Source organism: Phytohabitans kaempferiae (assembly GCF_042433955.1).
Classification (GTDB): Bacteria; Actinomycetota; Actinomycetes; order Mycobacteriales; family Micromonosporaceae; genus Phytohabitans; species Phytohabitans kaempferiae.
On record NZ_JBHLUH010000027.1, the window covers coordinates 23,847 to 36,019 of the forward strand.

Below are 12,173 nucleotides of genomic sequence, written 5' to 3' on the forward strand. Positions count from 1 at the left end.
CTCTAGCCAAGACCGTTTCGGGAAGATTCGCCCAGTTAGCACGATGGGGTGAAAAGAGCCCTACTACCCGTAACGGAGCTGAGTCGCCGCGAGCACCGCGGCCCCCTCCACCACCACATCGGCGGACGCCAACGCCCTGCCCATCGCGGCCAGCGTGACGCCGGTGGTGACGATGTCGTCCACGAGCACCACGCGCCGCCCGGCCGCCGCCCGGCGCAGCGCGGAGACACGTCCGGCCCGCATCCGGAAGGCCGTCTCCGCGGCCGCGGCCCGCCCGGCGGCGTCGAGTTCGGCCGAGTCGGGGCGAGGCAGCGCCCGCACCGGCACCGCCACCGCCGCGGGCCAGCCCGCGCGCCGCAGCCGCTCCGCCGCCCGCCGGGCCAGCCGCGTCATGTGGTCACCGTGCCGGGCCCGCGCGGCCTTCGCGGTGGCTGGCACCGGCAGCAGGAGTACGCCGCCGCGAGCCCCGCCCAGCGCCGCCGCGACCACGTCGGCCAGCAACGCGCCGAGCGGTACGGCCAGCCCGTGGCGACCCCGCTCCTTGTAGCCGAGCAGCACGTCGCGCAGCACCCCGTCGTACGCGCCCAGGGCGGTGCACGGTGGCATGCCGGGCGGCACCGGGGTGGGCGCGGCGGGTCCGGGGCGGAGGCCATCGAGCCCTTCGGCGCAGGGGGCGCAGACGGCGTACCGCAGCGGGACCCGCTCGGCGCCGCAGCCCGCGCACTCGGCCGGCAGTACGAGGTCGACCAGCCCCGCCCAGCCGCCCATGCCCGATCAGTCCAGCAGGAAGAAGGGCGCGGTCACGCGGCTGGCATCGATCTGCTCGGGCGCGCCGATCACCTCGTTGGCCTCGATCTCGGAGTTGTCGCCGTGGAAGTCGTAGGCGGCGCCCTCGCGGGCGTACATCACCTTGGTCGCGGCCTCGCTGACCGGATCGACCGGGTACACCGCCAGGTCGGTCACCGTGCCGCCGGCGTCGCCCGCCTGCTGCTCCTCGATCGCGCCGTCCAGGCCCATCTCCCACACCGCGACCTTGTTGTCCGACCCGGTGCCCGCGATGACGATCCTGGACTCCTCGCTCCAGTCGACCGCGGTCACGTTGCGCAGTGCGGTCGGCACGAGTCGGGCCCTCTTCGCGTCCACCTGCACCCCGTCGCGGGAGACACCGAGGATGTACACGCGGCCGCCGGCCACGACGGCGATCCGCCGCCCGTCCTGCGACGCGGCGACATCGGTGACCTTGCCGTCGATCTCCTCTGGGAGGACGACCCGCTCCAACTCGGCCCGGTTGGCCGTGAATCGGTAGAGGTGCTTGCGGTCGACCACCACCAGCCCCGCGTTCATCGGGGCCTTGAGCCAGACCGGCCGGCCCAGCGACGCGTACGGCCGGCCGGCGTCGAGCGGCTGGGCGTCGTCGCCGACCACCGACCCGACCTCCAGCTGGAACTGCTCCCCCTTCTTCCGCACGAGCGCCGCGGCCGTGAGCACGCCAGCCGGCCCCGACTCACGGGCCAGGGCCGCGGAGACGAGCTCCTGGTTGACCCCGGAGGCGAGCAGGATCCGGGGCAGCGGCTGCGTGCCACCGCCGGGCGAGCCCTTCAGCCGGTGGATCCGGCCCTCGTACAGCGCGAACCGCTCGGGCTGCTCACTGCTCTGCTCCAGCTCGGCCGCGTGGTGCGCCGCGTTTGCCGCGTAGAACATCTGGTCCTGGTGGAAGGTCTTCGAACTCTGCCCGTCGATCCGCAGCTCCAGATCGCCCTCCAGATATGGCCGCAGCGACCACATCAGCTGCCAGCCGAGCTGGTCGCGCATGTCGACCATCTGCTCGGCCGGGGTCTGCTGCTCGGTCGCGACCGCGCTGAGCCCGACCTCCAGCCGGTCGTTCGGGTACGGGACGTTCTGCCGCCGCTCGGTGCCGTCGTTGATCTCGGCGACGGCACCGAGGAGCCAGCTGGACGGCCCCTTGATCAACCAGTCGACGACATCGGTGGGGCGCAGCCCTCCGTCCCGCTCGTTGGGCATGTATCGCGCGTCGGGCACCAGCGTGGTGCGGTCGACGCTCCAGAAGTAGATCGTCAGCGGCGTGTAGTACTTGCGCAGCGCGTCGGTGCTGACCAGCAGCGCGTCGGTGGTCGGCGGGCTCGTGACGTACCAGCCTTCGGGGCCTTCGACGCCACCGATCGTGAACGTGTACGTGGTCTCGTTGAGCGCCGCCGGACCGATCGAGCCCTGCTCGTTGAGCACACCAACCTGGTCGACCTTCAGCGTGACCTTGTAGCTCCCCTGCTGCTCAGCTTGGGCGATGGTGGTGTCGCGCACGCGCACGACGTTGAGGCCGGCGCCCGCGTCGACCTTGATGCGCTCGCGGCTGCTCTCGGTCAGGTAGTCGCGGACCCGCTGCACCGCCTTGTCGGGCTCGCCGGCGGGCGCGGCCAGAAAGTTGTCGACGAAGCCCTCTATCGTCGGCGCGGCGTCCCGGGTCGGCGGACCCTGGCCGACGTCACCGCTCTGGGCGAAGCCCGGCTCCGGCGCGGGGCCGATGTCGCGGACCTCGGTCTCGTCGGGTATCCCGCAGCCGGAAAGCCCGACCGCCAGCGCGGCGGCCGCCGCGGCCAGGACGCGACGTCGCCTCACGTGGTCACCTCCACCGTGGTCGGTGGTTGCTCCGGGGCGTGGCCAGGCACCGCGCCCGGCGGTACGAGCCGTAGCGGCGAAGAGGTCAGGCGGTCGCCGGCCCGCACCGGAAGCGTGAGCCGGAACTGCGCGCCCTGGCCCGGCGCCCCCCACGCCTCCAGCCAGCCGCCGTGCAGCCGCGCGTCTTCCAGGCTGATCGACAGGCCCAGGCCGGTGCCGCCGGTCTGCCGGGCCCGCGACGGGTCGGCCCGCCAGAAGCGGTTGAACACCAGCTTTTCCTCGCCGGGGCGCAGGCCGACGCCACGGTCGCGCACGGTCACGGCCACCGCGGACTCGTCGAGACCGAGCGCCACCGACACTGGCCGCCCCTCGCCGTGCTCGACCGCGTTGCCGACCAGGTTTCGCAGGATCCGCTCGACCCGGCGCGGGTCGACCTCGGCGATCACCGGGGTCTCCGGCACGCTCAGCTCGACCGGTACGCCGGCGCGCGTGCTCAGGCCGTCGAGGCGGTCGACCACGCGGCGTACGACCGGCACGAGATCGGTGGGCTCGGCGTCGAGCATCGCGAACCCGGCGTCGAACCGGCTGATCTCCAGCAGGTCGGTGAGCAGCCCTTCGAACCGGTCGAGCTCGGCCTGGAGCAGCTCGGCGGCGCGGGCGACCGTGGGGTCGAACTCGTCGCGCTCCGCGAAGATCAGGTCGGCCGCCATCCGTACGGTGGTCAGCGGCGTACGCAGCTCGTGCGAGACGTCGGAGGTGAACCGCCGCTGGAGCCGCGACATCTCCTCCAGCCGCACGATCTGCCGCTGGAGGTTGGTCGCCATCTGGTTGAACGACGCGGCGAGCAGCGCCAGGTCGTCTTCGCCGTGCACGGCCATGCGCTGGTCGAGCAGGCCGGCGGAGAGGCGCTGCGCGGTGCGCGCGGCGACCCGCACCGGCTTGACCACCAGCCGGGTCACCAGCGCGGAGAGCACGCCCAGCAGGATGACCAGGGCGAGGCCGGTGACCAGCACGGTCGTGCGGATCTGGTTGGCGGTCTGGTCTTCCGTGGAGAGCGGGACGATGTAGTAGAGCTCGACCTGCCCGAATCCGGTGGGGACCCGAGAGCCGGTCACGAGGTACTTCGTGGGGCCGGACCCGAGATCCTGCGTGCGGATCTGCCACGAGATCCGCCCGTCGTTGGCGACCTTCCGCGCGAGATCGGCGCTGACCAGTGGGGAGACGTCGAACGCCTGCACGGTACGCAGGTTGGAGTGGCCGCTGGCGGTGAGGGCGACGAGGGCGCCACCCTGGTCGGGCCTGCCCCGGGACAGGTAGCTGACGATGTTGTTGAGCGTCCGCTGCACCTGCGGCTCGTATGCCTGGTTGAAGCTCTGCAACTGCTCGGCCGCGTAGCCGGCGTCGCCCCGGAGCTGCGCCTCGGCGGCGGTGCGCGTGCGCTCGAAGAGGATGTTGGTGCTCTGCGTGGCGACCAGGTAGGCGAACGCGCCGACCAGGAGGCTGGAGGTGACCAGCGTGATCGCCACGACCCGGAAGTGGAGCGAGCGGCGCCAGGTGTGGTGCACGGGCGCGGCCAGGATGGCGCCCCGCCGGGCCGCCCGGCGCCACATCTCCAGCTCGCGGACAGCCGCCAGCGCCCGCGCGTGCAGCGCGGCTACGGAGCGTGCGTCCTCTGCCACGGCGGCCAGGCTATCCGGTGCCCGCCTTGTAGCCCACGCCCCGCACCGTCAAGATGATCTCGGGCCGCTCGGGATCCGGCTCGATCTTGGCGCGCAGTCGCTGGACGTGCACGTTGACCAGACGCGTGTCGGCCGCGTGCCGGTAGCCCCAGACCTGCTCCAGCAGCACCTCGCGGGTGAAGACCTGGCGCGGCTTGCGGGCCAGCGCGACGAGCAGGTCGAACTCCAGCGGCGTCAGCTTGACCTCTTCGCCGTCACGGCTGACCGTGTGGGCCGGCACGTCGATCGTGATCTGGTTGCCCGGCGGGCCGATGGTCAGCAGCTCGGGCGCGGCGTCTTCGCCCCGGCGCAGCCGGGCCCGCATCCGGGCCACCAGCTCCTTGGGCTTGAACGGCTTGACCACGTAGTCGTCGGCGCCGGACTCCAGCCCCAGCACCACGTCGACGGTGTCGCTCTTGGCGGTGAGCATCACGATCGGGATGCCGGACTCGCCCCGGATCGACCGGCACACGTCGATGCCACTCATCCCGGGCAGCATCAGGTCGAGCAGCACGATGTCGGGCCGGTTTTCCCGGAAAGCGGCCAGCGCGCGCTCACCGTCAGCGACGAAGGACGGCAGAAAGCCCTCACTGCGCAGGACGATGCCAAGCATCTCGGCCAGCGCAGGATCGTCGTCGACAACCAGTACCCGTGCCCTCATGCGTTCAATATTCCACCTCGCGTCCGATCCATGGGACCGCCCTCACCTGGGGTTATGACAAATCGGACGATCTCCCAGTCGAAGGGCGACGAGTTCGCCCGGTTGGCAGGCCCATGCCAGGATGGCGCAGTGCTGCTGCCGCTGCGCCCGCTCACCGTCGGCGAGCTGCTCGACACCGCGGTGTCACTGCTGCGTGCGCACGGCCGGGCGCTACTCCCCGTAGCGGCGGTGCTCGCCGCGATCGAGCAGGCCCTGCTCGCGCCGCTCCGGCTGGCCGCCGACGTCGAACCCCCCGCCTACCTCCCCGACTTTCCCCAGCTTCGCGAGATGGAGCTCTACTGGGTCATGCTCGCCACGGGCGCGGCCACCGAGGTCACGATCATCGCGCTGCTGGGCGGGCTGACCGCCCGCGCCGCCGGCGCCGACATCCTCGGACAGCGTCCGACTGCCCGCCAGCTTCTGCGTCCCCGAGGCGGCCGATTCCTGGCGGTGGCCGTGGTCGCCGTCGTGGCCGGGGTCGCGATGTTCGTCGCGGCCCTCGCCGGACCCGCCTGGTTCGCCGTGTACGGGCTCCTCGGCCTGGCCGCCCCCGCGGTCGTACTCGATCAGCTCGGACCCGGACGGGCGCTGCGGCGCTCCGCGGGCCTGGCGTGCCGGGCGGGCCTGCGTGCGGCCGGGATCCGGATCCTGGGGTACGTGGCCTGGCTGGCCATCCGGGTTGCGCTCGGCCTGGGGGCGTACGCCGCGCTGGACGCGCTCCGCCTCGGCGGTGCGGAGTGGACCGCCCTGATGAGCGCGCTGGCCTGGCTGCTGGTCAACACGGTGGCCTACCCGACGCTCGCCTGCCTCGACGCGGTGCTGCACCTGGAGACCCGGATGCGCACCGAAGGGCTCGACATCCTGCTCTCCCGCGCCCGCCACCGCGGCCCGCTCACGCCCGCGCTGCTCGGAGTGGCCCGTTGAGCGGGCGCGCCGGCCGGGCCGGCGAGGGGGCGGCGTGAGTCGCTGGTGGACCGAGTCGGTCGCGGCGTTCGGCGACGTCGTACCGCTGCCGCTGGCGGCCCTCGCACTGCTGGTCGTGGCGGCGCTGGTCGGCGCCGGCTGGTACTGGTGGCCGCACTGGGTCCCGCGCCGCCTGCCGCGCTTGCGCCGGCCCCGGGTCCGGCTGCGGTGGCCCCGCTTCCACTGGCCGCTCCGGCGGCGCTGCAAGCCCGCCGCGGAGGCCGCCGAGCCACTGGCCGCCCTCGCCGGCGACGAGCTGCCCGACCTGCCGGTGGCCGCGTTCGTCTCGCTGGCCGACCGCCTCGCCGAGCAGGGCCGCTACGCCGAGGCCGTACGCGAGCGGCTCCGTGCCATGGTCCGCGAGCTGGTCGACCGCCAGGTGGTCGAGCATCGCCCGGGGTGGACCGTCACCGAGCTGGCCGGCGCCGCCGCCCGGGCCCGTCCGGTGGTCGACGCGCCGCTGCGCGAGGCGGGCGGCGTCTTTTCCGAGGTGTGGTACGGCCAGCGCGACGCCGGCGCCCAGCACGACCTGCGGATGCGCGAACTCGCCGACCAGATGCACCGGGCGCTGTCGTGAGGTGGCACCGGTTCGCGATCCCGCTGGGCGTGGTGGCGCTGGTGTTCGCCGTGACCGGCGTGACCTACTCGATCAACGAGCCCGACCCCAGCGACCCCGCGTTCCTCAGCCCGTCCAGCGCTGAGTCGATCGGCGGCCGGCGGCTGGCCGACGCGCTCGGCGCACGGGGCATCCAGGTGCAGGTGGAGACCCGCACCTCGGAGGCGCTCGTCGCCGCGTACGACGGCGCGGCGACCCTCTTCGTACCGGTGCCCCGCGTGGTGCATCCGCGGTACCTCGCGATGCTCCGCCTGCTGCCGTCGACCACGCGGATCGTGCTGGTCGACCCGGCCCGCCAAGCGCTCGACGACGCCGCGATCCCGCTCCGGCCCGGCGGCCGGCGCTGGGCGGCCCGCGTGGAGGAGCCCGGATGCGCGGTGGACGAGGCGCGCCAGGCCGGCCGGGCGGCGGCGCTGCGCCAGCGGTACGAGGGCGACGGCACGCCGTGCTACGGCGCCGGCGTCGTACACCTCGACTGGCACCGGGCCGAGCTGGTGGTGATCGGGGCCAGCGACCCGTTCCGCAACGACCGGATCGGCGAGCACGGCAACCAGACGCTCGCCACCGGCCTGCTCGCCGCCCGCCCCCGGGTCGTCTGGCTCGACCTGCACAAGCTGGAGCCGCCGCCCGCCGGCACCGGCGATCCCGGCTCCCCCAGCGGCGTACCCCCGTCGCTCGGCGCCGACCCGCGCGAGGAGGGCTCCGGCGAAGGCGAAGGGTCCCGCGACGGTGGCTCGGGCGAAGGTGACGGCGAGGGCAGCCGGGACGGCACCGGCGACGGCTCCTCCGGCGACTCCTCCGCACGCGGGGGCGAGGAGAACCCGCTGTGGGACGCGTTCCCGGCCTGGTTCTGGGCGCTGCTGGTGCAACTCGCGCTGGCCGTGGTGCTCCTCGCGCTCTGGCGGGCCCGCCGGCTCGGCGCGCCGGTGACCGAGCCGCTGCCGGTGACCGTACGGGCGGCCGAGACCGTACACGGCCGTGGCCGCCTCTACCGCCGGGCGAAGGCGCGCGGGCCGACCGCGGACGTCCTCCGGGCGGCGGCCCGCGAGCGGCTGGCGCAACTGCTCGCCCCCGAACCCGAGGCGTCGCTTGTGGACGCCGTGGCCGCCGCGAGCGGGCGCGACCGGGAGCAGATCGAAGGGCTGCTGGACGGGCCCGCCCCCGAGAGCGACGATGACCTGCGGCGCCTCCAGTCCGATCTGGACGCGCTCGTCGAATCCGTTAGGAGAGCACGGTGACCCATCCCGCGGGATCAGACGAGGCCCGCGCCGCCCTGCACCGGCTGCGCGCCGAGGTGGCGAAGGCCGTGGTCGGCCAGGACGCCATCGTGACCGGCATGGTGATCGCCCTGCTGTGCCGCGGCCACGTGTTGCTGGAGGGCGTGCCCGGCGTGGCCAAGACGCTGCTCGTCCGCACGATCGCGGAAGCCCTCGACCTCGACGCCAAGCGGCTCCAGTTCACGCCCGACCTCATGCCGGGCGACGTCACCGGCTCGCTCGTCTACGACCCCCGCAGCGCGGTCTTCGAGTTTCGCAGCGGCCCGGTCTTCACCAACCTCCTGCTCGCCGACGAGATCAACCGCACCCCGCCGAAGACGCAGTCGGCACTGCTGGAGGTCATGGAGGAGCGCCAGGTCTCCGTCGAGGGCACGCCCCGTCCGCTCCCCGAGCCGTTCATCGTGGCGGCGACCCAAAACCCCATCGAGTACGAGGGAACGTATCCGCTGCCGGAGGCGCAGCTCGACCGCTTCCTGCTCAAGCTGAGCGTGCCGCTGCCCGCACGCGACGAGGAGATCGGCGTGCTGCGCGCGCACCACGCCGGCTTCGACCCGCGTGACCTGAAGGCGGCCGGCGTGCAGCGGGTCGCCACCGCCGCCGACCTGGCCGCCGGGCGGGCCAACGTGCAGCGGGTCGGCGTGGCAGAGCCGGTGCTCGCGTACATCGTGGACCTCTGCCGGGCCACGCGCACCTCGCCCTCGCTGGAGCTGGGCGCCTCGCCGCGCGGCGGTACCGCCCTGCTCGGCACCGCCAAGGCGTGGGCCTGGCTGGCCGGGCGCGACTACGTCACGCCTGACGACATCAAGGCGGTCGCCCGCGCCGTGCTCCGGCACCGCGTACGGCTGCGCCCCGAGGCGGAGCTCGAAGGCGTCACGGCGGACGCCGTACTCGACGCGGTGCTGGCGACCGTGCCGACGCCACGCTGATGGTCACCGGCCGGGCCGCGCTGCTGGTCGCCCTCGCCGCCGCGACGCTCCCGCTGTGGCCGTCGCCGTGGCTGGGGCTGGCGGTGCTCGCCGGCGGCGTGCTCGTACTGTCCATGGTGGACCTCCTGCTCGCCGCGCCACTGCGGGAGATCGAGCTGACCCGCGACGGCGCGCGCACCGTACGTTCCGGCGAGACGGCCACGGTGTCGCTGCGCGTGACCAACCGGTCGGCCCGCTTGCTGCACGCCGAGATCCGGGACGCCTGGGTCCCCTCGGCCGGCGCCACACCGGCGACCCACCGCGTGGTCGTGGAGCCGGAGAGCGCGATCGTGCTGGAGACCTCGCTGACGCCGACCCGCCGCGGCGACCGGCCGGCGGTGCGGCTGACCCTCCGCTCGTACGGCCCGCTGCGCCTCGCCTTCCGCCAGCGGGCCGGGCGGCCAGCCACGCCACAGTGGACACTCCGCGTGCTGCCCCGCTTCGACTCGCGGCGCTTCCTGCCGGAGAAGACCGCCCGCCTTCGTACGCTCGAAGGCTCCACGATCACGCGCGGGCGCGGGCAGGGCACCGAGTTCGACGCGCTGCGGGAGTACGTCATCGGCGACGATGTGCGCTCGATCGACTGGCGGGCCAGCGCGCGCCGCTCCGACGTGCTCGTGCGCACCTGGCGGCCGGAGCGTGACCGCCGTGTGGTGTGCGTACTCGACACCGGCCGCACCTCCGCCGTGCTCGCCGGCGCCGAGCCCCGGCTGGACGCGGCCATCGACGCCGCGCTGCTGCTGGCCGCGCTCGCCCTGCGCGCCGGCGACCAGGTCGACCTGCTCGCGGTCGACACCGCCGTACGCGCCACCGTCTCCGGCGGCCGGCACGTGCTGCTGCCCCGCCTCGTCAACGCGGTCGCCCCGCTGCAACCGTCTCTTGTGGAGACCGACTTCGAGCTGGTGGTCGGCGAGGTGCTGCGGCGGGAGCGGAAGCGGGCGCTGGTCGTGCTCTTCACCGCGCTGGAGCCGGGCGCGCTCGGCGACGGCCTCCTGCCGGTGCTGCCCCGGCTGGCCGCGCGGCACAAGGTGCTCGTGGCGGCGGTACACGACCCGCTGCTCGCCGAGGCCCGGGGCGACCCCTACCTGGCCGCCGCCGCGCTGCGTACGCTCGCCGAGCGGGACCGTGTGCGCGCGGCCCTGACCCGCCACGGCGTGGAGGTGCTCGACGCGCCGGTCGACGCGTTCGCCTCCCGGGTCGCCGACACGTACCTCGCGCTCAAGCAGGCTGGGAAGCTCTGAGCCTCGCCTTTGCCGCCGCGGCGCTCCCCAGGATCAGCACATAGCCGAGGAACGCCAGCCACACCGCCACCCCGATGCCGATCCGGAAGACCGCGGGCAGCGACGACGGTGTCACGAACGCCTCGACGAGCGCCGACACCGCGAAAAGCCCGACCAGCCCCACCGCGACCAGCATGCCGTCGCGGGCCGCCTCGACCACCGCCCGGCCGCGCGTGCGGTGCGGCCCCGGCGCGATCCACGACCAGCCGATCCGGAGGCCGACCCCGGCCGCCACGTAGATGCCGGTCAGCTCCAGCAGCCCGTGCGGCGTGATGAGGCTGAAGAAGAGGTCGCCCCGGCCGTACGAGATCATCACGCCGCCGACCACGCCGATGTTGAGCGCGTTGTGCCACAGCAGCCAGAGCACCGGCACGATCAGCACGCCCGAGGCCAGGCACTGGGCGGCCAGCCAGGCGTTGTGCGTCCAGAGGTGGAAGGCGAAGGTCTGCGGAAGGAACTCGGTGTAGTAGCCGGCGAACTCCGAGGCCACCAGCGCTTCGGCCGCGTCCTCGCCGATGAACGCCGACGCGCTCTCCGGATGGCCCGCGACCCACCACATGAGAAAGCCGGTGAGCAGGGTGAACGCCACCGCGACCCCGCACCACCACGGCCAAGCGCGGTAGGCGGCGAGCGGGAAGCCCTCGGTGAAGAAGCGGCCCACCTCACGCCAGGAGATCCGGCTCCCCCCGGTGATCGTGGAACGGGCGGCCAGCACCAGCCGGGAGAGGCGCGCCACCAGCGCCGGGTCGGGCGAGCGGCTGCGCACGACGGAGAGGTGCGTGGCGGCCCGCTGGTAGAGCGCCACCAGCTCGTCCACCTCGGCCGCGGTCAGCCGCCGGCCACGCGACAACTGCTCCAGCCGCCGCCACTCTCCGTCGTGCTCGGCGACGTACGCGTCGAGGTCCACGCCCGACATGGTGTTCACTTGTCGGGTGGGCGCGCAAGTGGCGATTAGCGGTCTGGTCAGCGGCGAGGCCGTTGAGCTGGAGGTACGCGTGGCCCGGGTCGGTTCCCGGGTCCTCGCGCTGCTGATCGACATCGTCGTCCAGCTGATGCTCGCGCTCTGCCTGCTGATCCTGGTCGCCGTGGTCCTCTCCACCGCGCCGGTGATCGATGCCGCCCTCGAAGGCGCCCTCTTCACCATCGGTGCCGTACTCGTGCTCGTCGGTTACCCCACGCTCTGCGAGACCTTCAACGGCGGGCGTACCTTCGGCAAGGTCGCGGTCGGCCTCCGCGTCGTACGCGACGACGGCGGGCCGGTGCGCTTCCGTCACGCGCTGACCCGGAGCCTGGTGGGCGTCGCCGTGGAGTGGCCGGGGCTGGTGCTGCCGCTGGTCACCTGGGTCGCGAGTCTCGCCACGATGCTCGCCAACCCGCGCGGCAAGCGCCTCGGCGACCTGGCCGCCGGCACGATGGTTATCCACGAGCGCACGCCCGCCTCGTGGGGCTGGGTCCCGGGCATGCCACCACCGCTGGCGAGCTGGGCCGCCACGCTCGACCTCACCGGGCTCGACGACGACCTGGCGCTGGCCGTACGGCACTTCCTGGCCCGCGGTCACGGCCTCTCCGAGCCGGAGCGGAGCCGGCTGGGGCAGGCGCTGGCCAGCGAGATCCTCGCCAAGACCACGCCGCCACCACCGCCCGGCGTGCCCGGCTGGGCCTACCTGGCGGCCGTACTCGCCGAGCGCCACCGCCGGGCCGCCCACCGCCTGGCCCGCGCACGAGCGGCCACCGCGGCACTCTGGCCAGGGCTCGCCGGCCCGGCCCGCCGTACGCCGCCGCTGACCCGCCCACCGGTGCCGGTGCCGCCTGGCTCACCGCAGGAGTGGCCGAGCCACGCCTGGCCCAAGCCGCCGTGGCTGGGCCCGACCGCCGAGCAGCCCGACTGGACCGGCATGCGCCGCCCACCGGTCGCCAGCACGCTGCGCCAGGCCGCCCCCGACTGAGGGCCTGGTAGGACGCTGATCTAGTCCCTGTCGCCTCTGGCGGGCGGCCCGTTCCGGGCTGAAAATCGGTGTTG

Annotated in this window: 11 protein-coding genes; 6 read left to right on the plus strand and 5 right to left on the minus strand. The window is 73.9% G+C overall.

Going from position 1 to position 12,173, the window contains the following annotated elements; translation table 11 throughout:
- Nucleotides 1-63: 63 nt before the first annotated feature.
- From ACFFIA_RS16385 to mtrA, 4 genes are all read right to left on the minus strand, one after another.
- On the minus strand, nucleotides 64-768 hold the full coding sequence (locus ACFFIA_RS16385) for a ComF family protein (protein WP_377251781.1): 705 nt from the start codon (nucleotides 766-768) through the stop codon (nucleotides 64-66).
- Between the two features lie 6 nt (nucleotides 769-774).
- A complete protein-coding gene (locus ACFFIA_RS16390; RefSeq protein WP_377251783.1) occupies nucleotides 775-2,634 on the minus strand; it encodes an LpqB family beta-propeller domain-containing protein in 1,860 nt (619 codons plus the stop codon).
- Nucleotides 2,631-4,244, minus strand: coding sequence for an MtrAB system histidine kinase MtrB (mtrB, locus tag ACFFIA_RS16395; RefSeq protein ID WP_377251799.1), 1,614 nt, complete (start codon nucleotides 4,242-4,244; stop codon nucleotides 2,631-2,633). Before mtrB ends, ACFFIA_RS16390 begins: the two co-directional genes overlap by 4 nt.
- Before the next feature lie 79 nt (nucleotides 4,245-4,323).
- Complete coding sequence (mtrA, locus tag ACFFIA_RS16400; RefSeq protein WP_173069308.1) at nucleotides 4,324-5,013, minus strand: MtrAB system response regulator MtrA; 690 nt, start codon at nucleotides 5,011-5,013, stop codon at nucleotides 4,324-4,326.
- A gap of 54 nt (nucleotides 5,014-5,067) precedes the next feature.
- Between mtrA and ACFFIA_RS16405 the strand changes: the two genes are divergently transcribed.
- The 5 genes from ACFFIA_RS16405 to ACFFIA_RS16425 are packed head-to-tail and all read left to right on the plus strand — an operon-like array spanning nucleotide 5,068 to nucleotide 10,114.
- Complete coding sequence (locus tag ACFFIA_RS16405) at nucleotides 5,068-5,976, plus strand: hypothetical protein (protein ID WP_377251785.1); 909 nt, start codon at nucleotides 5,068-5,070, stop codon at nucleotides 5,974-5,976.
- Nucleotides 5,977-6,010: 34 nt separating this feature from the next.
- Nucleotides 6,011-6,592 carry a DUF4129 domain-containing protein gene (locus tag ACFFIA_RS16410; RefSeq protein WP_377251787.1) on the plus strand — a complete coding sequence of 194 codons (582 nt, stop codon included), beginning with the start codon at nucleotides 6,011-6,013 and terminating at the stop codon, nucleotides 6,590-6,592.
- Nucleotides 6,589-7,869, plus strand: coding sequence for a DUF4350 domain-containing protein (locus ACFFIA_RS16415; RefSeq protein ID WP_377251789.1), 1,281 nt, complete (start codon nucleotides 6,589-6,591; stop codon nucleotides 7,867-7,869). The genes ACFFIA_RS16410 and ACFFIA_RS16415 overlap by 4 nt, the downstream gene beginning before the upstream one ends.
- Nucleotides 7,866-8,834, plus strand: a complete 969-nt coding sequence (locus ACFFIA_RS16420; protein ID WP_377251791.1) for an AAA family ATPase — start codon at nucleotides 7,866-7,868, stop codon at nucleotides 8,832-8,834. Before ACFFIA_RS16415 ends, ACFFIA_RS16420 begins: the two co-directional genes overlap by 4 nt.
- The gene (locus ACFFIA_RS16425) at nucleotides 8,834-10,114 is read left to right on the plus strand and encodes a DUF58 domain-containing protein (protein WP_377251793.1); all 1,281 of its coding nucleotides are present in this window, start codon (nucleotides 8,834-8,836) and stop codon (nucleotides 10,112-10,114) included. The genes ACFFIA_RS16420 and ACFFIA_RS16425 overlap by 1 nt, the downstream gene beginning before the upstream one ends.
- Here the strand turns inward: ACFFIA_RS16425 and ACFFIA_RS16430 are convergent.
- The gene (locus tag ACFFIA_RS16430; RefSeq protein WP_377251795.1) at nucleotides 10,092-11,060 is read right to left on the minus strand and encodes a stage II sporulation protein M; all 969 of its coding nucleotides are present in this window, start codon (nucleotides 11,058-11,060) and stop codon (nucleotides 10,092-10,094) included. The two genes, ACFFIA_RS16425 and ACFFIA_RS16430, sit on opposite strands and share 23 nt — an antisense overlap.
- A 37-nt stretch (nucleotides 11,061-11,097) precedes the next feature.
- On the opposite strand from ACFFIA_RS16430, the gene ACFFIA_RS16435 reads away from it, so the two are divergent.
- Nucleotides 11,098-12,099, plus strand: coding sequence for an RDD family protein (locus tag ACFFIA_RS16435; protein WP_377251797.1), 1,002 nt, complete (start codon nucleotides 11,098-11,100; stop codon nucleotides 12,097-12,099).
- Nucleotides 12,100-12,173 lie beyond the last annotated feature (74 nt).